Origin of the sequence: Bradyrhizobium sp. BR 10289 (assembly GCF_019455385.1) — a bacterium.
Classification (GTDB): domain Bacteria; phylum Pseudomonadota; class Alphaproteobacteria; order Rhizobiales; family Xanthobacteraceae; genus Bradyrhizobium.
In genome coordinates this window covers 181,267-204,315 of sequence record NZ_JACOFR010000003.1, presented here as the reverse complement: position 1 = coordinate 204,315, position 23,049 = coordinate 181,267, and the positions used below count along the sequence as shown (strand labels likewise).

The 23,049-nt window shown below is 64.3% G+C and carries 24 protein-coding genes; 10 read left to right on the top strand and 14 right to left on the bottom strand.

Annotation, left to right across the window (positions count from 1 at the left end):
- The first annotated feature begins 2 nt into the window (after nt 1–2).
- From HYH08_RS07595 to HYH08_RS07585, 3 genes are read left to right on the top strand one after another with little or no spacing between them, the layout of a single operon-like run.
- Nucleotides 3–1,112, top strand: a complete 1,110-nt coding sequence (locus HYH08_RS07595) for a microcin C ABC transporter permease YejB (protein ID WP_220009142.1) — start codon at nt 3–5, stop codon at nt 1,110–1,112.
- Nucleotides 1,112–2,290 (top strand): ABC transporter permease, encoded by a 1,179-nt coding sequence (locus HYH08_RS07590; RefSeq protein WP_220009141.1) that lies wholly within the window; start codon nt 1,112–1,114, stop codon nt 2,288–2,290. Before HYH08_RS07595 ends, HYH08_RS07590 begins: the two co-directional genes overlap by 1 nt.
- 7 nt (nt 2,291–2,297) lie before the next feature.
- Nucleotides 2,298–3,935, top strand: a complete 1,638-nt coding sequence (locus HYH08_RS07585; protein ID WP_220009140.1) for an ABC transporter ATP-binding protein — start codon at nt 2,298–2,300, stop codon at nt 3,933–3,935.
- A 680-nt stretch (nt 3,936–4,615) separates the two neighbouring features.
- On the opposite strand, the gene HYH08_RS07580 is transcribed toward HYH08_RS07585, so the two are convergent.
- Together HYH08_RS07580 and HYH08_RS07575 are read right to left on the bottom strand one after the other, a co-directional pair.
- Complete coding sequence (locus HYH08_RS07580; protein ID WP_220009139.1) at nt 4,616–5,458, bottom strand: C40 family peptidase; 843 nt, start codon at nt 5,456–5,458, stop codon at nt 4,616–4,618.
- Nucleotides 5,451–6,824: a leucyl aminopeptidase family protein gene (locus tag HYH08_RS07575; RefSeq protein WP_220009138.1), complete on the bottom strand. Its 1,374-nt coding sequence runs from the start codon at nt 6,822–6,824 to the stop codon at nt 5,451–5,453. The genes HYH08_RS07580 and HYH08_RS07575 overlap by 8 nt, the downstream gene beginning before the upstream one ends.
- 194 nt (nt 6,825–7,018) lie before the next feature.
- Between HYH08_RS07575 and HYH08_RS07570 the strand changes: the two genes are divergently transcribed.
- The 3 genes from HYH08_RS07570 (at nt 7,019) to HYH08_RS07560 (ending at nt 9,918) form a co-directional block, all read left to right on the top strand.
- Nucleotides 7,019–7,222 carry a hypothetical protein gene (locus tag HYH08_RS07570; protein WP_008132239.1) on the top strand — a complete coding sequence of 68 codons (204 nt, stop codon included), beginning with the start codon at nt 7,019–7,021 and terminating at the stop codon, nt 7,220–7,222.
- A gap of 293 nt (nt 7,223–7,515) precedes the next feature.
- Nucleotides 7,516–9,006: a metallophosphoesterase family protein gene (locus HYH08_RS07565; RefSeq protein ID WP_220009137.1), complete on the top strand. Its 1,491-nt coding sequence runs from the start codon at nt 7,516–7,518 to the stop codon at nt 9,004–9,006.
- 87 nt (nt 9,007–9,093) lie between these two features.
- The gene (locus HYH08_RS07560) at nt 9,094–9,918 is read left to right on the top strand and encodes a tetratricopeptide repeat protein (protein WP_220009136.1); all 825 of its coding nucleotides are present in this window, start codon (nt 9,094–9,096) and stop codon (nt 9,916–9,918) included.
- A 54-nt stretch (nt 9,919–9,972) separates the two neighbouring features.
- Here HYH08_RS07560 and HYH08_RS07555 read toward each other — a convergent pair whose 3' ends face one another.
- The 10 genes from HYH08_RS07555 to HYH08_RS07510 form a co-directional block, all read right to left on the bottom strand.
- The gene (locus HYH08_RS07555; protein WP_220009135.1) at nt 9,973–10,947 is read right to left on the bottom strand and encodes a type II secretion system F family protein; all 975 of its coding nucleotides are present in this window, start codon (nt 10,945–10,947) and stop codon (nt 9,973–9,975) included.
- A 9-nt stretch (nt 10,948–10,956) separates the two neighbouring features.
- Nucleotides 10,957–11,934, bottom strand: a complete 978-nt coding sequence (locus HYH08_RS07550) for a type II secretion system F family protein (RefSeq protein WP_220009134.1) — start codon at nt 11,932–11,934, stop codon at nt 10,957–10,959.
- Between the two features lie 16 nt (nt 11,935–11,950).
- Nucleotides 11,951–13,414 carry a TadA family conjugal transfer-associated ATPase gene (locus HYH08_RS07545; RefSeq protein ID WP_220009133.1) on the bottom strand — a complete coding sequence of 488 codons (1,464 nt, stop codon included), beginning with the start codon at nt 13,412–13,414 and terminating at the stop codon, nt 11,951–11,953.
- A 21-nt stretch (nt 13,415–13,435) separates the two neighbouring features.
- On the bottom strand, nt 13,436–14,704 hold the full coding sequence (locus HYH08_RS07540) for a CpaE/TadZ family protein (RefSeq protein ID WP_220009132.1): 1,269 nt from the start codon (nt 14,702–14,704) through the stop codon (nt 13,436–13,438).
- The gene (locus tag HYH08_RS07535; protein WP_220009131.1) at nt 14,701–15,435 is read right to left on the bottom strand and encodes a CpaD family pilus assembly protein; all 735 of its coding nucleotides are present in this window, start codon (nt 15,433–15,435) and stop codon (nt 14,701–14,703) included. The genes HYH08_RS07540 and HYH08_RS07535 overlap by 4 nt, the downstream gene beginning before the upstream one ends.
- A gap of 20 nt (nt 15,436–15,455) precedes the next feature.
- Nucleotides 15,456–16,931, bottom strand: coding sequence for a type II and III secretion system protein family protein (locus tag HYH08_RS07530; protein WP_220009130.1), 1,476 nt, complete (start codon nt 16,929–16,931; stop codon nt 15,456–15,458).
- An 11-nt stretch (nt 16,932–16,942) separates the two neighbouring features.
- Nucleotides 16,943–17,740: a Flp pilus assembly protein CpaB gene (cpaB, locus tag HYH08_RS07525; protein WP_220009129.1), complete on the bottom strand. Its 798-nt coding sequence runs from the start codon at nt 17,738–17,740 to the stop codon at nt 16,943–16,945.
- Nucleotides 17,741–17,866: 126 nt separating this feature from the next.
- Complete coding sequence (locus HYH08_RS07520; RefSeq protein WP_220009128.1) at nt 17,867–18,391, bottom strand: A24 family peptidase; 525 nt, start codon at nt 18,389–18,391, stop codon at nt 17,867–17,869.
- Between the two features lie 104 nt (nt 18,392–18,495).
- Entirely contained in the window at nt 18,496–18,642 is a 147-nt protein-coding gene (locus HYH08_RS07515; protein WP_220009127.1) for a hypothetical protein, read from the bottom strand.
- 70 nt (nt 18,643–18,712) lie between these two features.
- Complete coding sequence (locus tag HYH08_RS07510; RefSeq protein WP_220009126.1) at nt 18,713–18,877, bottom strand: Flp family type IVb pilin; 165 nt, start codon at nt 18,875–18,877, stop codon at nt 18,713–18,715.
- Between the two features lie 268 nt (nt 18,878–19,145).
- Between HYH08_RS07510 and HYH08_RS07505 the strand changes: the two genes are divergently transcribed.
- The 4 genes from HYH08_RS07505 (at nt 19,146) to HYH08_RS07490 (ending at nt 22,069) form a co-directional block, all read left to right on the top strand.
- Nucleotides 19,146–19,973 carry a sterol desaturase family protein gene (locus tag HYH08_RS07505; RefSeq protein ID WP_220009125.1) on the top strand — a complete coding sequence of 276 codons (828 nt, stop codon included), beginning with the start codon at nt 19,146–19,148 and terminating at the stop codon, nt 19,971–19,973.
- Between the two features lie 150 nt (nt 19,974–20,123).
- The gene (locus tag HYH08_RS07500) at nt 20,124–20,621 is read left to right on the top strand and encodes a pilus assembly protein N-terminal domain-containing protein (protein ID WP_220009124.1); all 498 of its coding nucleotides are present in this window, start codon (nt 20,124–20,126) and stop codon (nt 20,619–20,621) included.
- A 230-nt stretch (nt 20,622–20,851) separates the two neighbouring features.
- Complete coding sequence (locus tag HYH08_RS07495) at nt 20,852–21,430, top strand: TadE/TadG family type IV pilus assembly protein (RefSeq protein WP_220009123.1); 579 nt, start codon at nt 20,852–20,854, stop codon at nt 21,428–21,430.
- 15 nt (nt 21,431–21,445) lie between these two features.
- On the top strand, nt 21,446–22,069 hold the full coding sequence (locus HYH08_RS07490; RefSeq protein WP_220009122.1) for a TadE/TadG family type IV pilus assembly protein: 624 nt from the start codon (nt 21,446–21,448) through the stop codon (nt 22,067–22,069).
- A 196-nt stretch (nt 22,070–22,265) separates the two neighbouring features.
- Here the strand turns inward: HYH08_RS07490 and HYH08_RS07485 are convergent, their stop codons facing one another.
- Entirely contained in the window at nt 22,266–22,475 is a 210-nt protein-coding gene (locus tag HYH08_RS07485; protein WP_220009121.1) for a cold-shock protein, read from the bottom strand.
- A 275-nt stretch (nt 22,476–22,750) separates the two neighbouring features.
- Nucleotides 22,751–23,041 carry a translation initiation factor IF-1 gene (gene infA, locus HYH08_RS07480; protein ID WP_220009120.1) on the bottom strand — a complete coding sequence of 97 codons (291 nt, stop codon included), beginning with the start codon at nt 23,039–23,041 and terminating at the stop codon, nt 22,751–22,753.
- Between the last annotated feature and the right edge of the window lie 8 nt (nt 23,042–23,049).

The following is a 23,049-nucleotide window of genomic DNA, read 5'->3' as shown; positions in this document are numbered from 1 at the left end:
TCATGAGCGCCTATATCGCCCGCCGCATCCTGCTGATGATTCCGACCCTGCTCGGGATTCTCTTCGTCTCCTTCGTCGTCGTGCAGTTCGCGCCGGGTGGCCCGGTCGAGCGCGTCATCGCGCAGCTTTCGGGGGCCGACACCGGCGGCACCTCGCGCATCTCGGGCGGCGGCGATTTTGCGCAGCGCGCGCCTGGGCAAGTCGGCGCCGGCGGCGACGCCATCAATTCCAAATATCGCGGCGCCCAGGGGCTAGATCCCGATTTCATCAAGAAGCTGGAGGTACAGTTCGGCTTCGACAAGCCGGCCCCGGAGCGCTTCGCGCTGATGGTGTGGAATTTCGCGCGCTTCGATTTCGGCAAGAGCTATTTCCGCGACGTCAGCGTGGTGCAGCTGATCAAGGAGAAGCTGCCGGTCTCGATTTCGCTCGGCATCTGGCTGACCCTGATCACTTATCTGATCTCGATTCCGCTCGGCATCCGCAAGGCGGTCAAGGACGGCTCGCGCTTCGACACCTGGACGTCGACCGTGCTCGTGCTCGGCTATGCGATCCCGGGCTTCCTTTTCGCGATCCTGCTGATCATCCTGTTTGCCGGCGGCTCGTTCTTCAACTGGTTTCCGCTGCGTGGACTGACGTCGGACGGCTGGTCGCAATTTCCCTGGTACTGGAAGATCGTCGATTACTTCTGGCATCTGACGCTGCCCCTGATCGCCATGGGGCTCGGCGCGTTCACCACCATGACGTTTCTGACCAAGAATTCGTTCCTGGACGAGATCCGCAAGCAATATGTGATGACCGCGCGCGCCAAGGGCTGCAGCGAGAGCCGTGTGCTCTATGGCCACGTCTTCCGCAATGCGATGCTGATCGTCATCGCCGGCTTCCCCGGCACCTTCATCCACGCCTTCTTCTCGGGCTCGCTTCTGATCGAGACGATCTTCTCGCTGGACGGTCTCGGGCTGCTTAGCTTCGAGAGCGTTCTCAACCGCGACTATCCGGTGGTGTTCGGTACGCTCTTCATATTTTCGCTCGTCGGCCTCGTGATCAACTTGATCTCCGACCTGACCTACATGTGGATCGACCCGCGGATCGATTTCGAGGCGCGGGAGGTCTGATGACATTGACCGCTCCCACCCCGATCGAGACCACCGCGAAGTCACCGCTCGGTGACGCCGTGCCGATCACGCGCAAGCCGTTCGCGCCGTCGCCGCTCAACCGGCGGCGCTGGCAGAATTTCAAGGCGAACCGGCGCGGCTATTGGTCGTTCTGGATCTTCATGATCCTGTTCGTGGTGTCGCTGTTCGCCGAGCTGATCGCCAACGACCGGCCGTTCCTGGTCAAATATGACGGCCACCTCTATTGGCCGGCCTTCGTCACCTATTCCGAAACGACCTTCGGCGGTGACTTCGAGACCGCGGCCGATTATCGCGATCCCTATTTGCAGAAGCTGATCAAGGACAAGGGCGGCAGCGTCGTCTGGCCGCTGATCCGCTACTCCTACGACACCCATAATCTCGATCTGCCGACGCCGGCACCGTCGCCGCCGACTTGGATGCTGACGGAGGCGCAGTGCAAGCCTGTCGTCGAGAAAAAGGGCCTGAAGAGTTGCCGCGACCTCGAATACAACTGGCTCGGCACCGACGATCAGGGCCGCGACGTGGTGGCACGACTGATTTATGGCTTCCGCATCTCCGTGCTGTTCGGCCTCTGCCTCACCATCGTCTCCTCGGTCGTCGGCATCGCAGCCGGAGCGGTGCAAGGCTATTTCGGTGGTTGGGTCGACCTGCTGTTCCAACGCTTCATCGAGATATGGACCGCGATCCCGTCGCTCTATCTCCTGCTGATCCTGTCGTCGGTGCTGGTGCCCGGGTTCTTCGTGCTGCTCGGCATCCTGCTGCTGTTCTCCTGGGTGTCATTGGTCGGGCTCGTGCGGGCGGAATTTCTGCGCGGGCGCAATTTCGAGTACATCCAGGCGGCGCGTGCGCTCGGCGTGTCGAACAAGGTCATCATGTTCCGGCATCTGCTGCCGAACGCGATGGTCGCGACGATGACGTTCCTGCCGTTCATCGTGTCGAGCTCAGTCATGACGCTCACGGCCCTCGACTTCCTGGGCTTCGGGCTGCCGCCCGGCTCGCCGTCGCTCGGTGAGCTGTTGTCGCAGGGCAAGTCGAACGTGCAGGCACCCTGGCTCGGTTTTTCCGGATTCTTCTCGGTCGCGATCATGCTGTCGCTCCTGATCTTCATCGGCGAAGCCGTGCGCGACGCCTTCGATCCGCGCAAGACGTTCAGGTGAGGGCGTGATGGACGCGATCAACCAGCCCCTGCTTGCCGTACGTGATCTCTCGGTGGCCTTCCACCAGGGCGGCGCGACCACGCTCGCGGTCGACAAGGTGTCGTTCCAGATCAAGCGCGGCGAATGCGTCGCGCTGGTCGGCGAATCCGGCTCCGGCAAGTCGGTCAGCGCGCTTTCGATCCTCAAGCTGTTGCCGTATCCGAATGCGTCGCATCCCTCGGGCAGCATCCGTTTCAAGGGGCAGGAGCTGATCGACCGGTCGGAGCGAGAGATGCGGGAGATTCGCGGCAGCGACATCTCGATCATCTTCCAGGAGCCGATGACCTCGCTCAATCCGCTGCACACGATCGAGGCGCAGATCGGCGAGATCATCCAGCTGCACAATCCGACCAGCAATGCGCAGGCGCGCAAGCGCACGCTGGAGCTGCTGACCCAGGTCGGTATCCCCGAGCCCGAGACGCGGCTGAGCAGCTATCCGCACCAGCTCTCCGGCGGCCAGCGCCAGCGCGTGATGATCGCGATGGCGCTCGCCAACGAGCCCGATCTCCTGATCGCGGACGAGCCGACCACGGCGCTCGACGTCACCGTGCAGGCGCAGATCCTGGCGCTGCTCGCCGAGATCCGCAGCCGGCTCGGCATGAGCCTGCTGTTCATCACCCACGATCTCGGCATCGTGCGCCGCATCGCCGACCATGTCTGCGTCATGAAGGGCGGCGAGATCGTCGAGCAGGGGCCGGTCGAGCAGGTCTTCAGGACGCCGAAGCATCCATACACGCGTGATCTTCTTGCCGCCGAGCCCAAGCCTGATCCGGCGCCGCCGCAGCCGGATGCGCCGGTGGTGATGTCGGCGAGCGATCTTAAGGTCTGGTTTCCGATCAAGCGCGGCCTGATGCGCAAGACGATTGGCCACATCAAGGCGGTCGACGGCGTCAGTATCGCCGTGCGCAAGGGCGAGACGCTCGGCGTCGTCGGGGAATCCGGCTCGGGCAAGACCACGCTCGGGCTGGCGCTGCTGCGCCTGATCTCCTCGAACGGGCGCATCGTGTTCCTGGGCAAGGATATCCAGGGCCTGCGTTTCAAGGAGATGCGGCCCTTCCGCCGCGACATGCAGATCGTGTTCCAGGATCCGTTCGGCTCGCTTTCGCCGCGCATGTCGGTGGCCGACATCATCGCCGAAGGCCTCTCCGTGCACCAGCCAAAGCTGTCGCGCGAGGAGCGCGAGGCGCGTGTCGTCAAGGCGCTGGAGGACGTCGGGCTGAAGCCCGATACTCGCTTCCGCTATCCGCACGAATTCTCCGGCGGCCAGCGCCAGCGCATCTCGATCGCGCGTGCGGTCGTGCTGGAGCCCGATTTCGTCGTGCTGGACGAGCCGACCAGCGCGCTCGACATGCTGTTCCAGGCGCAGATGGTCGATCTGCTCCGCGAGCTTCAGCGCAAGCGCGAGCTCACCTACATGTTCATCTCGCACGATCTGCGCGTCGTCGCCTCGCTCGCCAGCCACCTCATCGTGATGCGCGGCGGCAAGGTGGTCGAGGAAGGCCAGGCGGCCGAGCTGTTCAAGAACCCGAAGACGGATTACACGCGGGCGCTGTTCGCGGCGGCGTTCAGGCTGGAGACGGCCGGGAACGGGTCGGTCGCGACGTAGCCCTGCCGCAAAACTGCCCGTCGGGCAAAACACCTGCGACCTCGTCAATCCCTATGCGCAAAAATATTCCACTTTACCGAAATTCGGAATTACGGCATATATGACGGCGGCCCGGCCCACGAAGAGGGGCGGTTCGCGAGTCGTTCGAAGCGCGGGCCGGGTTGCGGTGGACGCGGCAGCGTCGGCGCGGAAGGTGCGGGCAGGGCGGGTAGTCCCTGTGAGCTCGTGGCCGCGTGCAGACGAACGGCGCCGAAGTCCGGCGAAGCCTCTTGGCGAAGCCGGATGAGCTGCGTACGGCAAAACCGTGTGGTCCTGGCCGTCGTTGCTACGGTCAAGCTCTTGCGGAGATGTGCGCGAGCCCAACCGGGCGGACGGCATCGTCAATTCGCGGGGCGAGGGAGGCCAGAGGAAAGGTCGGCTCCCGGGAGAGCACGGCATAAGCCGTCCGACCACTGCGCAGGGAAGGCCGAGTGTTCGGCACCACCTGTATGCTGCTGTGCGGTTTTTCTGCGCTACGTTTTGCGCAGCAGACCGCGGGTGCGATGTCGGCACCCTGGCCTTCCCTGCGCCCTCCATGATCGGAGAGCGAAGAGTTCAAGCAAAGCTCGGGCGAAATCAGCCGCGAGAGCGTAAAGCCGCGTCTGCAGAACCGGGCGCTCGACCCCTCCTATGATCTGTCGCTAAAGTCGCTTGATCGCGACGACGTCGCTGCCGGCCGCCTTGATCCGCGCAATTGCCGGCTCGATCGGCTCGATCACGGTTGCCATGTGATGCGCATTGGCGTGAACCATGGTGGCGGCATCGCGGACGATGGCGACGTGGCCCTTCCAGAAGATCAGATCGCCGCGCTGGAGCTTGCTCCGCTCATGCGGCTCGAGGGCACGTCCGAGGCCGCCCAATTGCATGTCGCTGTCGCGCGGGCAGCCGATGCCGGCGGATGTCAGCGACACCTGCACCAGGCCCGAACAGTCGATCCCAAAGCTGCTCTTGCCACCCCACAGATAGGGAGTCCCGACGAAGCGCTCGGCCACAGCGACGAAATCCGGCTCGCGGTGATCGAGCGGGGCGAGATGCGTCTTCGGCAGGAACGCTCCGTCGCGCGTCACGGCGAAGCTACCGTCCTCGCGCGAAATCGCAACCCTCGAGCCCAGCACCAGCGTATCGGCCGGCGGCAGCTTGATCGAGGGGCCGGGGAAGGCAAAGGTCCGCAGTGCGCTCACCTTGTGCGTCGGCGCGGCCGCCGGCTTCGTCAGTGCGGCGTCCGGCAACCAGCCGACATAGCCGTCGCCGCCCAGCTGACCCCAGGCCCAGCCTTCGCCGTTGCGATCGTAGATCGTGACGCGCTCGCCGCGCAGCGCTTCGGTCATCAGCATCGCGTTCGATGAGGGCTGCTCGCGCACGGCGGCGATCGGCGCGGTCACCTCGAAGTCCTCGCCGGTGACGAAGCGGTCGGCTTCCACCTGGCCTTCGAGATATTTGGCGGCGAGGTCGCCCCGCGCCGGCGTCAATCGCGGATCATGCATAGCGCTCGCTCAGCAGGCTGTAGATGGCACGCGCGGCCTGGCATTCGCCGCCTTCGGGGCGTGCCGGCTTCGACGACGGCGTCCAGCCGTAGATGTCCACGTGAAGCCAGCTCTTGGCCTGCTCGACGAAGCGCTGCAGGAACAGCGCGCAGATCACCGAGCCGGCAAAGCCGCCGGAGGGGGCGTTGGTGATGGTGGCGGTCTTGGAATCCAGCCACGCATCGTAAGGCGGCCACAGCGGCATGCGCCACAACGGATCGTTTTCCTTCGCCGCGCAGCGCGCGACGTCGGCGGCGAGCCGCTCATCATTGGTGTAAAAGGGCGGTAAATCCGGCCCGAGCGCGACGCGGGCAGCGCCCGTCAACGTGCCGAGATCGATCAGAAGCTCCGGCTTCTCCTCGTCGGCGAGGGCCAAAGCGTCGGCGAGCACGAGCCGGCCTTCCGCATCGGTATTGCCGATCTCCACCGTGATGCCCTTGCGCGAGGTGAAGATGTCGAGCGGGCGGAAGGCATTGCCGGCGACGGCATTCTCGACCGCGGGAATCAGCACGCGCAGCCGCACTTTCAGCTTCGCGTCCATCACCATGCGCGCCAGCGCCAGCACGTTGGCGGCGCCGCCCATGTCCTTCTTCATGATCAGCATGCCGCTCGACGGCTTCAGGTCGAGCCCGCCGGTGTCGAAGCAGACGCCCTTGCCGACCAGCGTCACCTTGGGATGATCAGGATCACCCCAGCCGATGTCGATCAGCCGCGGCGCGCGGGTCGAGGCCATGCCGACGGCGTGGATCAGCGGAAAATTCGTCTTCAGATCCTCGCCGATGGTGCACGCAAAGCTCGCACCGAATTCGCCGGCAAGCGCCTGCGCGGCCGCGGCGAGTTCCTCAGGACCCATGTCGTTGGACGGCGTGTTGATGAGGTCGCGCGCCAGCATCGCAGCGTCCGCAATGCGGCTGATCTCGGCTGCATCGACGCCATCCGGCGGCACCAGGCGGACGTCGGGACGATCGGCCTTGCGGTAGCGGGCAAAGCGGTAGCACCCCAGTGCAAAGGCGAGCGCGGCCAGTCGTGCATCGTGGGGTGCATTGGCAAAGCGATAGGTGCCCGGCGGCAGCAGGCCGGGCAGGGCGCCCGGCCGGAACAGATCGCGCGATCTTGCGCCGTCGTCCTCGAGGCCGAACAGCACCTGTGCGATCGCGCCGTCAGGCGTGGGCAGCGCCAGATAGCCGCCGGGCTTGCCAGCATAGCCGTTCGCGGTGGCGAATTGGCGTTGCGCCGGCGGCAGCGTCTCGGCAACTTGATCCCAGCTCGACTTGGTGACGAAGGTGATCGGGATGGCGTCGGGCGAGGTTTCGAAGACAGAGGGCATTGGCGGGTCCGGACCGTCAGATCAAGCGAATGGAGCAGACTTCGCAGAGTTTTGCTGCGCCTGCAATCGGCTTTGCTGTCACCGTCCCGCGAGCCGCTACTCGCAACTGAGGGGCCATGCTAGGTTCCGGAAGACGGCCGTCGAACGTGAAGATCGCGGGCGGCCGAACACGAAGCCTGCCGGGAGAGTATTCAATGGAATTTGTGTGGAGCGTGGTCACGTTCATCGGACAGGCCGTCGAGGCGATCTTCGGCTATGTCGAGCATCACCATTGGATCTTCGCGTTCCTGGCCGGTGGTTACGTCTTCTATCTCCACGATCGCTCCGTCCACGCCCGCTTCGATGCGCTCGACAGGCGCATCGACGAAATCCGCAAGCGGCTGGCCATCGAATATTGATCGAGTGAGACGAAACTATCGGCGTCCGAATCTCGTAACATTGCAGGCTGAGAACGCCGTTCAAGAGAGCGCGGCCGCAGGGCTTTACTAGCGCTGCGGTTGTGGCATGATTGAGGAATATTTTAAATTGTTCGGTGCGGCACTGCACGCATCGCGTGCGACAACGCAGGGGCACACGATTGATACCTGCCCGGGGCGAGGCTGACCCGGGTCGAGACCGGCCTGAATCCTCTCGTTGAAGGCATTTCTCAGATCGTTTGGGCGACGCAGCATTCGCAAATGAGCGGCGCAAAATGGATAGATCATTCGTTATTGCGCAGATATCCGACCTGCATCTGGACGGGTCAGGGCGGTTGCTTGCAGCGATCGAGGCCCTCAGTGCGGCCCTGCGCGAGAGAATGGCGGAGTTTGCCGATGTTCCCGATCGTATTCTGCTGATCACGGGCGACCTCGTCGATGACCCGACGCCGCGCGCGCTCGACGAAGCGCTCGCCGTCATCGCCTCGTTCCGGCAGACCGGGCTGTTCACCGACATCCAGGCGGTTGCGGGCAACCACGACGTCAAGCGGCCGAGTCAGCGGGGCGGCCGTCACGACGTCTATGATTACCTGCATCTGCCGCGGACCTCGAAGAGCGTCTATTACCGCCAGGCCGGCCTCGATCTGGTGCTGCTGGATTCCAACCGTGCGAGCCTCACGACGCTTGCGAGCGGCAATGTCGATGCGAGCACCTATCATGCGCTGGTCGTGGATTCTGCCCGGCTGAGCGTCGAGCTCGCGGGCAGCATGGGGGCCGCGGGGCGGGCTGATTATGCCGAGCCGGCGGAAAACCTGGTGCGGGTGCTGGCGCTGCACCATCATCCGCTGCCTCAGGCGACGGGCGAAGGCAAACGGTTTCTCGGTGCGCCGGACGAGCCGCTGATGTACCTCGCCGCGCCCGCGACGTTCCTCGAAGCCGCCACCTCGCTCAACGTCAATCTGGTGCTTCACGGTCATCGCCACGTCGAGGGATTGACCCGCTATTCGATTCCCGACCCGCGCGCGACGCGGAGCGATGGCAACGAATCGTTCTGGCGCACGATCTACGTGCTGTCCTGTCCGTCGTCGACCGGGCAGGCCGGCGATGATGCCGGCTTCAACATCGTCCATTTCGGGCCAATGTTTAGGACTGACGATGCCGAATATGGCTTTGCGATCGCGCGCTATTCGCGGTCGCGCAACAATGGTGGCTTCCACCTGCTTGATTCGAACCTGCCGGATGGTGTGATCCGGCTGCCCGCAGGACGAGATTATTCCCGCGATCCGGCTGTCCAGGTGGCGATCGAGATCGCGTCATCCGCGGCGCTGACGCGGGATCAGGTCGCGGCGCTGCTCCGCCGCCTGCTGACGCGCCGCGCCTTCTATGCAGACGGCGAGCCGGACTGGGCGAATGCGCTTCACACCTATCTCGTCACCTCGCATGCTCTGGCTGATCTCGAAGGCGGGCTCGCCAGATCCGGGCGCAAGCGTGAAGTTGCGGCGCTCAGCGCCGCGGCAGGTCTGGTGCGCCAGTTGATCGCGCAATGCGCCGGGGCGCTCGGCATCGATCCGTCGCAGCTCGACGAGCTCCTCGCGAGGCGCCTGTTCAGCCGCGAGGACCTTCGGCGCGAATGGCCGGGGATGCCGCGCACCGGGTTCGATGTTGCGGCACAGACGGGGCAACGGTTGCAATTGCTGCACGATCTGAATGCGCAGCTGAAGGCGCTTGGCCTCGATCTGGGGCTCGGAGGGGAAGCACCGCCCTGAGGGAGACCGGCGTTAACCGGCCATTAGGGTTAACAGTCTATTGCTGACGCGTTCGGCTCGATCCATCCGCTCGAGAGTCAAAGCGTCATGCGTCAACGGTTCAGTGCTGCCCGGCTTCTCGCGTCTGCCTCGCTTGTTGCGCTGGTGGCTTCGAGCCTCGGCGGCTGCACGGCAATGTCAAAGCTCTCCGACGTCACCGGCTCGATCGGGTCGTCGCGTGCGGATGCCGCTCCTGCCACCCCCACCGATCCCGCGCGCGCCGTCGAAGTCTATGGCGAGCGCTATCGCGCCAATCCCAAGGACGCCGAGGCCGCGCTCGCCTATGGCCAGGCCTTGCGTGCCAATGGCCAGCGCGCCCAGGCTGCCGCGGTGCTCGAGCAGGCGACGATCGCCAATCCCGGCAACAAGACGCTGCTCGCCCTTTACGGCCGCGCGCTCGCCGACAACGGCAATTTCCAGCAGGCTTTCGACGTGCTGTCGAAGGCGCATTCGCCCGACAATCCGGACTGGCGTCTGCTCTCGGTGCAGGGCACCGCACTCGATCAGATGGGCCGTCATGACGAGGCGCGCGCCTATTATGCGAGCGCGCTGAAGATAGCGCCGGGTGATCCCGGCGTGCTCTCCAATCTCGGCCTGTCCTACATGTTGTCGCGGGACCTGCCCAAGGCCGAAGAGGCGTTGCGGCAGGCCTACGCCTCGCCGCGCGCCAGCAGCCGGGTGCGGCAGAATCTCGGTCTCGTCGTCGGCCTCCAGGGCCGCTTCGCGGAAGCCGAGACTATCGTGAAAGCGGACCTGCCGCCGGACCAGGCTGCGGCCAACGTCGCGTACCTGAAGGAGATGCTGAACCGCAACGAGGCTCCGCGCGGCGCATCGAAGCGGACGCCGGTCGCCTCGCTCAACCAGCCCGACTGATTGGATTTGATTGTCGGCGTTGCGTGGCGGACCACTTGCGGTCCGCCTGCCGGATCATTGCAGCTCGGAGATCTTGATGCCGGTCGGTCCGAGAATGACGACGAACAGCACCGGCAGGAAGAACAGGATCATCGGCACCGTCAGCTTCGGCGGCAGCGCGGCGGCCTTCTTCTCGGCCTCGTTCATGCGCATGTCGCGGTTTTCCTGCGCCATGACGCGCAGCGAATGTCCGAGCGGGGTGCCGTAACGCTCGGCCTGCTGAAGCGCCAGACACACCGATTTGACGCCTTCGAGCCCGGTGCGCCGTGCCAGATTCTCATAGGCCACCTTGCGGTCCTGCAGATAGGACAGCTCGGCCGTGGTCAGCGTGAATTCCTCCGAGAGCGCGATCGACTGTCCGACGATTTCGGTGGCGACCTTGCGGAACGCCATTTCGACCGACATGCCGGACTCGATACAGATCAGCAGCAGGTCGAGCGCGTCCGGAAAGGCGCGCTTGATCGAAAGCTGGCGCTTGGAGATCGCGTTCCGGAGGAACAGCATCGGCGCCTGAAGGCCGAGATAGGCGGCGCCGATGCAGATGCCGATCTTGACGGGCATCGGCTTTTCCATGTGCGCGATCAGGAACACGTAGACGACCGAGCCGACGAACAGCACGATCGGGGCGACCATGCGGGCGAACAGGAAGGTGATATAGGGCGCCTGGCCGCGGTAGCCGGCCATGATGAGCTTGTCGCGCGCGGCTTCCTGCGCGAGCCATTTCGTCAGGTTGAAGTCTTCGACGACCTTGGAGACGATCTGCTTCGGCGTCTGGCGCAGCGAGACCTTCTCGCTCTTGTTGAGGCGGTCGCGCTCGCGCTGGCGGATGCGCTCACGCTCGCTCGCCACCGCCTTCATGCGCTTGGAGAGGCCCTCGCCGGCGAACAGCGGCATCACCAGCGTATAGACGGTGGCGCTGGCGGCAATGGCCGCCAGCAGCATGGTCATGAAGTGGACGTCGTGCAGTTTCGTAACGAGGAGCTCGACCATATTGCACCGTCAGAAGTCGAAATTGATCATCTTCTTCATCACCATGATGCCGACCGACATCCAGACGACGCAGCCGACCAGCATGAGCTGGCCGGTGGGATGAGTCCAAAGCAGAGAGATGTAATGCGGCGTCGTCAGGTAGACGAGGAACATGACGATCGGCGGCAGCGAGCCGATGATGCCGGCCGAAGCCTTGGCTTCCATCGACATCGCCTGGATCTTCTCCTTCATCTTCTTGCGGTCGCGCAGCACCTTGGAGAGGTTGCCCAGCGCTTCGGAGAGGTTGCCGCCCGACTTCTGCTGGATCGAGATGACGATGCCGAAGAAGTTGGCCTCCGGCAGCGGCATGCGGTCGTAGAGCCGTGAGCAGGCCTCGCCGAGCGGCATGCCGATCGCCTGGGTTTCGATGATCGCCAGGAACTCGCTGCGCAGCGGCTCCGGCGCGTCGGCCGCGACGACCTTGATCGATTCGAACAACGGCAGGCCGGCCTTGATGCCGCGGACGATGACGTCGACGGCATCGGGCAGGGCTGCCAGGAATTTGGCCTCGCGACGTTTTTTCAGGTAACCCAGCGCCCAGCGTGGCAAGCCCAGCCCGCCGGCAAAAGCCAGGCCCGCAGCGCCGAGCAGGCCGCCGCCGGCGAACATGGCGCCTGCGAAGAACACGCCCGCGACGACTGCGGATACGATCCAGAATTTTCGCGGCTCCCAGTCGAGTCCCGCCTGCGACAGGCGGACCGAGAGCGGTACGCTCTTTTCCTGGGCGCGCCGTGCCTCAAGATCCTTCAGCGAGTTCTCGACCTGCTCGCGGCGCGACCGCTGGGTCTTCTCGGTCTGCTTCGCAGCGGGCGCATCGGCGCGTGCGATCGAGGCGCGGCGGCTCTCGGCCTTCCGCTCCCCGGACAGCAGCGGATAAAGAAAGACCCAGGCGATGCCGCCGACGGCGGCGGTGGCGAGGAAGGCGAGGGCGAGGACCTGCACGTTCATGGTTGCGCCGATCCCATCATGACTTCGGCGAGACTTCCGCCGCATCGAGTGCGGCGGCAAGGCGCTTCTCCTCGCCGTAATAGCGGGCGCGTTCCCAGAATTTCGGACGGCCGATGCCGGTCGAGCGGTGCTTGCCGATGATCTTGCCGTTGGCGTCCTCGCCGACCATGTCGTAGAGGAAGATGTCCTGGGTGATGATGGTGTCGCCTTCCATGCCCATCACCTCGGTGATGTGGGTGATGCGGCGCGAGCCGTCGCGCAGACGCGCGGCCTGGACGATGACGTCGATCGAGGCGCAGATCATCTCGCGAATTGTTCGCGAAGGAAGCGAAAAGCCGCCCATCGTGATCATGGATTCGCAGCGCGACAGGGCCTCGCGAGGATTGTTGGCGTGCAGCGTGCCCATCGAGCCGTCATGGCCGGTGTTCATGGCCTGGAGGAGGTCGAAGGCCTCCGGGCCGCGGACTTCGCCGACGATGATGCGTTCGGGACGCATACGCAGACAGTTGCGCACCAGCTCGCGCATGGTGACCTGGCCCTCGCCCTCGATGTTGGGCGGGCGGGTTTCCAGACGGACCACGTGAGGCTGCTGGAGCTGGAGCTCGGCGGCGTCCTCGCAGGTGATGACGCGCTCGTCGTGCTCGATGTAGTTGGTGAGGCAGTTGAGCAGCGTGGTCTTGCCCGAGCCGGTACCGCCGGAGATCAGCACGTTGCAGCGGACGCGGCCGATGATCTGGAGGATCTCGGCGCCTTCCGGCGAGATCGCGCCGAACTTGACCAGCTGATCGAGCGTCAGCTTGTCCTTCTTGAATTTGCGGATGGTGAGTGCGGGGCCGTCGATCGACAGCGGCGGCACGATGGCGTTGACGCGGGAGCCGTCGGCGAGGCGCGCGTCGCAGATCGGCGAGGATTCGTCGACGCGCCGGCCGACCTGGCTGACGATGCGCTGGCAGATGTTGAGCAGCTGCTGGTTGTCGCGGAAGCGGATGCCGGTGCGCTGGATCTTGCCGTTGACTTCGATGAAGACCGTGTTGGCGCCGTTGACCATGATGTCGGCGATGTCGTCGCGCGACAGCAGCGGCTCGAGCGGACCGTAACCCAGAACGTCGTTGCAGATGTCGTCGAGCAGCTCTTCCTGCTCGGCGATGGACATCACGATGTTCTTGATCGCGATGATCTCGTTGACGATGTCGCGGATTTCCTCGCGGGCCGATTCCGAATCGAGCTTGGCGAGCTGGGCGAGGTCGATGGCCTCGATCAGCGCGCCGAAGATGGTCGCCTTGACCTCGTAGTAATTGTCGGAGCGGCGGGCCTCCATGGTCGGCGCGGGCTTCGCCGGGGCAAGCGAGGGCGAGGCGACGACCGGCGGGGGCGGGGCGCGCGATACCGTCGGCGCCGGAGCCGAGGCAGGCTCTGGCGACACGGCGCCGGGCTTGGGAGCCCTTGTATCGGTGTCTGTTCCGCTACGCTTACCGAACACTTAACAACTCCATGCGGCGGCTTATTTTCCCCGTAACTTCTCAATCAGGGGTGAAAGCAAGGACGACTTTTGTTTCTTCGTCTCGCTGCGGCCGGTCAGGCGCTGGGCGATCTGGAGGAACATCTCGATCGACTTGTGGTTGGCGGAAATCTCCGCGATCATCTGGCCGTTGTTGGCGGCCGAGCCGAAGATCTGCGGCTCGAACGGGATCGAGACCACCGGCTGGCTCTCGATCGCCTTCGCGAACTCCGCGGCGGCGATTTCGGGCCGTTTCGGGACGCCGACCTGGTTCAGGCAGTACAGCGGGGGCCGGTCGTTCGGGCGCGAGGCTTTCAGGAGGTCGAACAGGTTCTTGGTATTGCGCAGATTGGCCAGATCCGGCGCCGCCACGATCAGGATGTCGTCGGCCCCGATCAGGGCCCGCTTGGTCCAGCCCGACCATTGGTGCGGGATGTCGAGCACGATGCAGGGCATGGTCGAGCGCAGCGTATCGAACACGGCGTCGAAGGCGTCGGTGCCGAAATCATAGACCCGGTCGAGCGTTGCCGGCGCCGCCAGGAGGCTCAGATGGTCGGTGCATTTCGACAGCAGGCGGTCGATGAAGGCGGTATCGACGCGATCGGGCGAGAACACGGCGTCCGCGATGCCCTGCGGCGGGTCCTGGTTGTAGTCGAGGCCGGCGGTGCCGAAGGCGAGGTCGAGATCGGCCACCACCGCGTCCATCGCGAGGTCGCGCGCGATCGCCCAGGCGACGTTGTGGGAGATGGTGGAGGCGCCGACGCCGCCCTTGGCGCCGACCACGGCGATGATGCGGCCGACGGCCTTGGCTTCCGGCGCCGAGAACAGGTTGCAGATCGAGCGCACGACGTCGATTGCGCCGACCGGAGCAAGCACATAGTCGCTGACGCCGCGGCGCACCAGCTCGCGATAGAGCGTGACGTCGTTGATGCGGCCGATCACGACCACGCGGGTGCCGGCGTCGCAGACGGTGGCGAGATGGTCGAGCCCGCCGAGCAGGTCGCTGCGGCCGTCGCTCTCGAGCACGATCACGTTCGGCGTCGGGGCCGAGCGGTAGGCTTCGATCGCGGCCGCCATGCCGCCCATCTGAATCTTCAAATGGGCCTTGCCGAGCCGGCGATCCTCGCCGGCTGACTGCACTGCGGCTGCAGTCTCCACGGTCTCGCAGAAGGCCTGCACCGAAACGCGCGGCGCGGGAGCAATATGCTCCTCGACCGGCGGAGGCGGCGCCTCCGGCTGCTCTTCGTGTGTCTGGCGAGCGTAACTGATCATTTGCCGGTGTCGCTGAGTTTGGCCTTGTCGGCGTCAGGATAGGTGACCGAGGTCGGATTGCCCTTGCGATACTTCTCGAAGGCCGCGGTGCGCCGTGTCGTATAGGCCGGCGTTTCGGAGCGCGGCTGCTCGAGATCCGACGGATTGTCGATCATGGCCGCCATGTTGCGCTGATAGGCGCAGCCGTAATTGTAATAGTCCTTGTTTTCGAACCAGCTCTTGTTCTTCATCGAGGGCCCGATATCCTCCGGCCACAGGCCGCAGGGGCCGGCGACGGCGGCGATCTTCGAGTAGGTCAGCCGGATCGGCGGCAGGAAGCGCTTGTCTTCGGGCTGGTAGGGGCGAACGATGACGCCGCGCGGCGGAACGCCCGCGGCGGCCAGCATCGCCTGGATTTCACGCATCGTCTCTGCGACCGGGCGCGCGTTGGGCGTGCCGGACGGGGTATCGATATGGATGGCGCCGGTGCCCTCGTGCATCCAGGTCGATGCCAGGCCCATCACGTCGGCGCGCTGGGCGGCGCTGAGGCCCCCGCGGGCATGGCCGACGAAGACGACGATCGAGCGGTTCTGCTCCTCGATCGCGATCGGATGACGTTGCTTGTAGTCGTCGGGAATGGAGGCGGTCGCGACCTCGTCGTGCTGGCAGCCGCCGAGTGCAAGCGCGATGCCGACGAGCGCGCCGCCGAGGGCGATGGCGCGTTTGCGAAGCTGGGGTGGTCTTGTGGTCATCGTGGAGTCCCCGTTCCGCTTCAATCGGTGATGAAACCGTAGGTGCCGCGGTAGTTGCGTGCCGGCTCGGTCTTGCCGGGCACGCCGTAGATGCGGTTGATGTTTCCGATCAGCTCGACCTGCGGATCGGCGGGCGCGGAGAAGCCGTCATCCGGCCGCGACAAGTCCTTCTGCGCCACAGCGCGAACGATGAAGGGCGTCACGATCACGACCAGCTCGGTCGCGTTGTTGACGAAGTCGCGGCTGCGGAACAGCGTGCCGAGGACCGGGAGCTGCATCAGTCCCGGCAGTCCGCTGATCGCCTGCTTGGTCTGCTGCTGGATCAGGCCGGCCATCGCCATCGCGCCGCCGGAGGGAATTTCCAGCGAGGTCTCGGCGCGGCGGGTCCGGATCGAAGGTACCGTCACCGAGTTCACCGAGGTCGAGGTCACGGCCTGCGACAGCGTGATCGCATTCTCATTCGACAGTTCGGAAACCTCGGTCATCACCCGCAGGCTGATCTTGCCTTCGGTGAGGACGACGGGCGTGAAGTTGAGCGAGATGCCGAACTTCTTGAAGCTGATCTGGGTGGTACAGACATGCGTGGTCGGATCGCACGCATAGCCTGCCGGCACCGGGAATTCGCCGCCGGCGATGAAGGTCGCGGACTCGCCGGAGATCGCGGTCAGGTTCGGTTCGGCCAGCGTGCGGATCACGCCCGCGGTCTCCATGGCGCGCAGGGTGGCCTGCACCGACGGCCCGCCGCCGAACTTGGTGGTCAGATTGTTGCCATCGACGAGGTTGTGGCCGAGCGCGGTGAACGGATTGGTGTTGGAAAAGGTCACCACCGAGGTGCCGTAGTTCAGGTTTGCGGACAGGTCGATGCCGAGCTGCTTGACGATGTTGCGCTGGACTTCGGCGACCGTCACCTTGAGCATGACCTGGTCGCGGCCGCGGACGACGATCGAATTCATCACCTTGCCAGCGTCGCCGGTGAGGCGTGCGGCGAGCTCGTTGGCCTGCTGCGCCTCCATCGGGTTTGCCGCGGTGCCGCTCAGGACGATGCCGTCACCGAGCCCGTCGATCTGGATGTCGGAATTGGGCAGGATCTGCTTCAGCGCCGCCCGCACGCCATTGAGGTCGCGCTTGACCGCGATGTCATAGGCCGCGATCTGCTGGCCGGTGGAATCGAAGAACACAATGTTGGTTTGGCCGACCGAGGCGCCGATGATGTAGGCGCGCTGCGACGAGCGCACCACGGCGTTGGCGATCTTGGGATCTGCGACGAGCACGTCCTTGATGTCGCGCGGCAGGTCGATGACGATCGACTTGCCAACGCCGAGCGAGAGGAAGCGTGCGTTCATCTGGCCGTCGGCGGCAACCTGCGTTCCCGGACGGTAATCAGCGGCCACCACAGGGGTCAGCGCTGGATTGAGCACCAGCGCAAGGGCGGCCGAGAACGACAGGGCGCGGACCACGGAGGTTCGCATCGTCGCCAGATCTGCCCTGCATTTCATATCGACAGTCCTCATCGTGCCTTCGCCGTCGAGCTTGGGATGCCGTACCGAATGATCGAAACGCCATCGCGCTTCTGTGCGGAATCGTCGAGCGTGATCTCGGTCATCTTGACGTCGGCGATGCTGCGGAGCGCCAGCGACAGCGTTCCGGCCTGGCGGCCGGACGTGAGCACCTGCGTCTGCGACGGATTGAGCTCGAGGGTCACGGTCTTGCCGACCACCGCGTTTTGGCCGTCCTTCTCCTTCGGAGCCTGGTCGATCGCGAGCACGCGGACATTGGTCAGGATGATCTCTGAGGTGACGACGTCGGGGGCGCCGCCGCTCTGGTCGGGGTTCTTGAGGCGGCGGGTCAGCAGGACGTCGACGCGATCATTGGGCAGGATGAAGCCGCCGGCGCCGGTCTCGGGCGAGATCTCGGTCGAGATCGCGCGCATGCCGGTCGGCAGGATGGCCGCCATGAAGCCGGAGCCCTCGGGCTTGACCAGCTTCTGGTCGCGGATCGGCTCACCCTGGATGAAGGGGGAGCGCACGATCGAGCCGGTCACCTGGGTCACGCCTTCAGGGCGCTCGTTGCGACGGATGAAGGTGGCGCTGGCGGTTGCGGCCGGCCAGGTCTGCCATTGCACGTCTTCCGGCTTGACGGTCTGGCCGAGGCCGATGTCGTTCTTGGCCACCAGCACGTCGACGGTGGGAAGCTGCGCGACCGGAGCCGGAGGCGGCGCAGAATTGTCCGAGCCGCTCGCCAGATACGCGGCGACGCCGCCGGCGCAGATGGCGACCGTCAGGACGACTATGCGTGCCCTATTCATACGCTTCACTTTCCACAGAACGCCGCGACGCTGCCGCCGCCGTAATCGGCAGTTGACCAGCTATTCGTCAAAGCATGGTTAATGAGGCGTATCTAAATCGCCTTAACGCCGGGTTTACCGGTGCGTTCAGCGCAGTGCGAGGTGGGCGAGGTCGATCGCCTTCACCCATTCGGTTTCGGGATAGACCATCAGCGCGCCGAGCGTGAGCGCGATGCCGTAGGGGATGCCACTCTCCTTGTCGTGCAGCCGTGCCAGCCAAGCCTGGCCCGCCAGCCCGTAAGGCAGCGGCCACTGCCGGAACTGGAGCAGGAGCAGCGTCAGCGCGCCGCCGAACAGCGATGCGTAGAGCAGGAAATCCATCAATTGGGTGAAGCCGAACCAGAGCGCGACGGATGCCGCGACTTTGGCGTCGCCGCCGCCCATCCAGCCCATCGCGAAGCAGCCGAAAGCCACGACCAGGAGCAGCGCACCGGCGCCGACATGGTTCAGCATCTCGTAAGGGGCCATGCCACCGGCGAAGGCGAGCACGAAGAAGCCCGCGACCAGCGCCAGCGAGACACGGTTCGAGATCGTCATTGTGAAGAGATCGCTTGCGGCGGCGAACGCCATCAGGGCGGGAAACAGCAGAAGGCGCGCAAGGTCGAGGATCATGGGCTGCGTCTTGAGGCCTGAGTTTGCCGCGGGATCTGGCGTCGGGCGATGCTAGCCGGCAGTGCTAAACAAACCGACAACGGCGAACATCGGCGCAGGCATACCTACCAGAGGCTGGCAATGCGCACGGCGAGCACGACCGTCGCAACCAGCAAGGCAAGGCAGACCCAATAGGCCGGCGAGCCGGTCGGCACCGTCTCGGCCTTGTTCGCCGCAACCGCGGCATCGGTCCTGTACTCACGCAACGCCACTGGAACTCGCCGTGCTCTAAAAAACAAAGGCCCCGGAGGTCCGGGGCTTTTGCCGTCGTTGGTCGATGGCTTACTTCAGCGAGGAGCTGATCGAGCCGAACTTGGTGTTCAGCGTGCTGCCGAGGTTGTTGACGACGGTGATGATGGCCAGCGCGATGCCGGCGGCGATCAGGCCGTACTCGATGGCGGTGGCGCCGGACTCATCCTCGGCGAAACGCGCAATCAGGTTCTTCATGAACTTAACTCCATCTGGGTTGGATCGCCTCGTTCGGCGCTGTCTTTGACGCCCTGACCATGTGAGCCCAGCTCTTTCGGTGGAGTTAATTCGATCGTGCAAAGCCGCGGCCTGAGCGATGCTTTTGCCCAGAGTGAATTTCGCCTTAAGGCGCACCTTGCAATTCCTTCCGGTTCCGGATCCGCCGCAAGCGCGTCACAGGGTTCACCCTCCCTTAAATTTCGCGGAGTAGGCGTTAGAGCTCCAGCTGCTTTGAAGAGAGGCGACGATGTCGAGCCTGCCCATGCAAGTCGCCCTCATGCTCGGCGAGACCATTGCCAAAGTGGTCCCCGTTACCTTCGTGCTCGCGATCATCTTCACGGTGCTCGAGCATTTCTGGGCCTGCAATCCCGGTGTTCCGTGGTGGCGCAAGCGGGAGATCGTCACCGACATCTGCTACTGGTTCTTCGTTCCGGTGTTCGCCCGCACCATGCGTATCGGGCTCTTGATCGTCGGTGCGAGCCTGCTCTTCAACATCCACGACGCGGACGGCCTGATCGCCTTCTACGACAACGGCCACGGCCCGCTGGCGCAATTGCCGCTCTGGATGCAGGCCGTGCTGTTCCTGGTGCTGTCCGATTTCATGCTGTACTGGCTCCACCGGTTGTTCCATGGAGGTGAGTTCTGGAAGTACCACGCGATCCATCACTCCTCGGAGGAGATCAGCTGGATTTCGGCGGCCCGCTTCCATCCGGTCAATCTCGTGCTCGGCACCATCGGGGTCGACGTCGTGCTGCTGATCGCCGGCATCTCCCCCAACGTCATGGTCTGGGTCGCCCCGTTCACGACCTTCCATTCGGCCTTCGTGCACGCCAACCTGAACTGGACCTTCGGGCCGTTCAGATACGTGCTGGCGACGCCGGTGTTCCACCGCTGGCACCACACCCCGCTCGAGGAGGGCGGTGACACCAATTTCGCCGGCACCTTCCCGATCTGGGACGTGCTGTTCGGCACCTTCCGCATGCCGGAGGGCAAACTCCCGCAGGACTACGGCAAGGACGAAGCGGCCATGCCGAAGGAGATCGCGGGCCAGCTCGCCTATCCATTCCGCCGCTAGCGTAGCTCGCGGAAAACGCCAGTCCGTTCAAACAATAGTCGGCGAATTTGCGGAACGTTCACGAATTAAGGGCAGGTTAGCGGGGTCGGGCACCGGCTCCGCTGTTATCTGATCGCTTCTGCCGGTTTGTGACGTCCCGGGGGTAAGAGTATGCGTAAAGAACTGCTGCGCCGCCATGCGCGCGTCTGTCTTCTGGTTGCGGCCGCGGCGCTGGCATTGCCTTCTGCCGGCCTTGCCGAGCCCGGCGCGGATACCATCGCTGTCAATGTCGACCAGGCCAAGCTGGTCCGCCTTCCGGGCAAGGTTGCGACCATCGTGGTCGGTAATCCCCTGATCGCCGACGTCACGCTCCAGCCCGGCGGCATGATCGTCGTCACCGGCAAGGGCTACGGCGCCACCAATTTCATTGCGCTCGACCGGGGCGGCGAGATCCTGGTGGATCGCCAGATCCAGGTCGAAGGTCCGAGCGACCGGCTCGTCACCGTCTATCGCGGGGTCGAGCGCGAGTCCTACAGCTGCGTGCCGCAGTGCCAGCGTCGCGTGACGCTCGGCGACAGCGACAACTATTTCAACACCACGATGAACCAGGCCGGGTCGCTGAGCAGCAGTGCCAGCGGCGGCGCCGGTGCGGGCGCCAAAACGAACTAGCAGGACCTGTCAGCGGATCCGACCGGGCTGGATCGCATGAACCGGTCCGGAGACGCGCGCGATGAAAGGCCGGCTTTCGAGCGCCACTCGTCTGCGCACTTCGGATCTTTCGTGGTTAACGCATCCTTGACGGCGCGGTCCGCCGGGTGCGGATCGCCCGAAACACTTAAACAATCAGTTTCCGTTATTGAACGAGGCAGATGATTGCCGCTGCCGGGGAATTAGACGCGATGCCGTCGCCTGCACCTCAGAGATTCACGTTTCTCGCCGCGATGCGGCGGTTTCGCGGCAACCGCCGCGGCTCCGCCGCCGTCGAGTTCGCGCTGGTTGCGCCGATCTTCTTCGCGCTGCTGTTCGCGATCATCGAGACGGCGCTCATGTTCTTTGCGGGCCAGGTGCTCGAGACCATCACGCAGAACTCCGCACGCGTGGTCCTGACCGGGCAGGCGCAATCCGGTTCGGTGACGGCCTGCGCAGTCAACTCGGTGAGCACGCCGTGCACCCAGGCGACGTTCAAGGCTTATGTTTGCAGCCAGATCCCGGCACTGTTCGACTGCAACAGTCTCGTTGTCGACGTCGCGAGCTACAGTTCTTTCAGCGCAATCAGTCTTGCCAACTTCAACGCCTGCAACTTCGATACCACCAATATGGGGTACAACCCCGGGACGTCAGGACAGGTCGTCGTGGTGCGGCTCTATTACAAGTGGCCGCTGTTCGTGACGGGGCTCGGTTATAATCTCGCCTGCAGCAGCAGCAACAGCACGCGCCTCCTCGTTGCCACGGCGGCATTCCAGAACGAGCCCTATTAGGATTGAGCAGAAACCATGCAGGCGATCGAGAGAATCTTGCGAGCCGGCCGAACCTCTGCAAGCGAGTTTCTCGCCGATAGCAGAGCGCTTGCCGCCACGGAATTTGCAGTCATCGTGCCGCTGATGCTCGTGATGTTCTTCGGCACCGTCGAGTTCTCATCTGCGGTCGCTATCGATCGCAAGGTCACGCTGATTGCACGAACACTGTCCGATTTGACGTCGCAGTCGGCGGGGACGGTGACCGACACCAATCTCCAGAACACGTTCACCGCGAGCATGTCGATCATTTCGCCCTACGACCGCACGCTCGTGAACGGCACCCTTGTTCAGATCTATATCGACGCGAACAGCGTCGCCAAGATTCAATGGAGCAAGTCGGCGATCATTTCGAGCGGGGCGACGCAGGCGACGTTGACGACGCCGCCTCCGTCGCTGTCGGCTGGGACCACGGTGACCTCGATGATTCCATCGACGCTCTTGCTGCCGTCGACTTATCTCATCTTCAGCCAGGTGAGCTACGTGTACACACCTTCCGTCGGATACGTTCTGAAGTCGGGTATATCGCTGAGCGATGTTTCCTACACGCGGCCGCGCCAAGCCACCTGTATCGCTTACAACGGCGTGCCGTCGTCCTGCTGAAATCGAAGATGGCGAACCGGGATCGCCTGTACCAAAGGAACGGACTGCAATTGTAGCCTGTAGAGGCGTTTCGAGGGGCGGATCGTTTGGCCGCCCGTGCGATGCCGATGCGCCGCCCAACAAAAAAGGCCGCGCATACCGCACGGCCTTTTCTATCTGCTTGGCTGCTTCGTCCGGGCCAGTGCCCGGCGAACCCTCAGGCCGAGCGAAGGTTGTCCGCGGCCGACTTGCCGGAACGGCGGTCGGCGACGATCTCGTAGGAGAGCTTCTGGCCTTCGCGCAGCGTGCCGAGGCCCGCACGCTCCACGGCGCTGATGTGAACGAACACGTCCTGGCCGCCATCGTCGGGCTGGATGAAGCCAAAGCCCTTGGTCGCGTTAAACCACTTCACGGTTCCCATGCTCATGGGGTAGTCCCTTCTCAAATACACAATGTCAGAGCCCGCTTGCGCAGGCAGGTTAGATCGAATTTTTGGAAGGGTCGTCAGCGTGTCTGAACCGGCTGTACCGGTGGATGCTAATGTCGTCCGGCCGAAAATCGATGAACTCATTTTATTGGAAACACGGCCTCGAAACAATCCGGACGTGCACGATTTTTTGATCCGCCGCGATATCAGCGGCGGATCAGCATACAGGTCGGAATTTTAGTTCCGCGCTAGCGCACGAATGGATCGATCGCCGCTTAGCGGCGGCGGAACTGGCCGCCGCGCTGCGCGCCACCCCGCGGCGGACCGCCGGCTGTTGCGGGACGTTCGTCCTTGTGGCGGAAAATCAGCCGGCCCTTCTCGAGATCGTAGGGCGACATCTCCACCGTCACGCGGTCGCCCGCGAGCGTCTTGATGCGGTTCTTCTTCATCTTGCCGGCGGTGTAGGCGACGATCTCGTGTCCGGCATCGAGCTGCACGCGATAGCGCGCGTCGGGGAGGATTTCGGTGACCAGTCCTTCGAACTGGATCAGCTCTTCCTTAGCCATTGATATCT

What these genes read in the sequence shown, in the direction of transcription:
- HYH08_RS07595 (WP_220009142.1), top strand. Translation starts at nt 3, where the DNA reads ATGAGCGCCTATATCGCCCGCCGCATCCTGCTGATGATTCCGACCCTG.
- HYH08_RS07590 (WP_220009141.1), top strand. Translation starts at nt 1,112, where the DNA reads ATGACATTGACCGCTCCCACCCCGATCGAGACCACCGCGAAGTCACCG.
- HYH08_RS07585 (WP_220009140.1), top strand. Translation starts at nt 2,298, where the DNA reads ATGGACGCGATCAACCAGCCCCTGCTTGCCGTACGTGATCTCTCGGTG.
- HYH08_RS07580 (WP_220009139.1), bottom strand. Translation starts at nt 5,458, where the DNA reads ATGCATGATCCGCGATTGACGCCGGCGCGGGGCGACCTCGCCGCCAAA.
- HYH08_RS07575 (WP_220009138.1), bottom strand. Translation starts at nt 6,824, where the DNA reads ATGCCCTCTGTCTTCGAAACCTCGCCCGACGCCATCCCGATCACCTTC.
- HYH08_RS07570 (WP_008132239.1), top strand. Translation starts at nt 7,019, where the DNA reads ATGGAATTTGTGTGGAGCGTGGTCACGTTCATCGGACAGGCCGTCGAG.
- HYH08_RS07565 (WP_220009137.1), top strand. Translation starts at nt 7,516, where the DNA reads ATGGATAGATCATTCGTTATTGCGCAGATATCCGACCTGCATCTGGAC.
- HYH08_RS07560 (WP_220009136.1), top strand. Translation starts at nt 9,094, where the DNA reads ATGCGTCAACGGTTCAGTGCTGCCCGGCTTCTCGCGTCTGCCTCGCTT.
- HYH08_RS07555 (WP_220009135.1), bottom strand. Translation starts at nt 10,947, where the DNA reads ATGGTCGAGCTCCTCGTTACGAAACTGCACGACGTCCACTTCATGACC.
- HYH08_RS07550 (WP_220009134.1), bottom strand. Translation starts at nt 11,934, where the DNA reads ATGAACGTGCAGGTCCTCGCCCTCGCCTTCCTCGCCACCGCCGCCGTC.
- HYH08_RS07540 (WP_220009132.1), bottom strand. Translation starts at nt 14,704, where the DNA reads ATGATCAGTTACGCTCGCCAGACACACGAAGAGCAGCCGGAGGCGCCG.
- HYH08_RS07535 (WP_220009131.1), bottom strand. Translation starts at nt 15,435, where the DNA reads ATGACCACAAGACCACCCCAGCTTCGCAAACGCGCCATCGCCCTCGGC.
- HYH08_RS07530 (WP_220009130.1), bottom strand. Translation starts at nt 16,931, where the DNA reads ATGAAATGCAGGGCAGATCTGGCGACGATGCGAACCTCCGTGGTCCGC.
- cpaB (WP_220009129.1), bottom strand. Translation starts at nt 17,740, where the DNA reads ATGAATAGGGCACGCATAGTCGTCCTGACGGTCGCCATCTGCGCCGGC.
- HYH08_RS07520 (WP_220009128.1), bottom strand. Translation starts at nt 18,391, where the DNA reads ATGATCCTCGACCTTGCGCGCCTTCTGCTGTTTCCCGCCCTGATGGCG.
- HYH08_RS07510 (WP_220009126.1), bottom strand. Translation starts at nt 18,877, where the DNA reads ATGAAGAACCTGATTGCGCGTTTCGCCGAGGATGAGTCCGGCGCCACC.
- HYH08_RS07505 (WP_220009125.1), top strand. Translation starts at nt 19,146, where the DNA reads ATGTCGAGCCTGCCCATGCAAGTCGCCCTCATGCTCGGCGAGACCATT.
- HYH08_RS07500 (WP_220009124.1), top strand. Translation starts at nt 20,124, where the DNA reads ATGCGTAAAGAACTGCTGCGCCGCCATGCGCGCGTCTGTCTTCTGGTT.
- HYH08_RS07495 (WP_220009123.1), top strand. Translation starts at nt 20,852, where the DNA reads ATGCCGTCGCCTGCACCTCAGAGATTCACGTTTCTCGCCGCGATGCGG.
- HYH08_RS07490 (WP_220009122.1), top strand. Translation starts at nt 21,446, where the DNA reads ATGCAGGCGATCGAGAGAATCTTGCGAGCCGGCCGAACCTCTGCAAGC.
- HYH08_RS07485 (WP_220009121.1), bottom strand. Translation starts at nt 22,475, where the DNA reads ATGAGCATGGGAACCGTGAAGTGGTTTAACGCGACCAAGGGCTTTGGC.
- infA (WP_220009120.1), bottom strand. Translation starts at nt 23,041, where the DNA reads ATGGCTAAGGAAGAGCTGATCCAGTTCGAAGGACTGGTCACCGAAATC.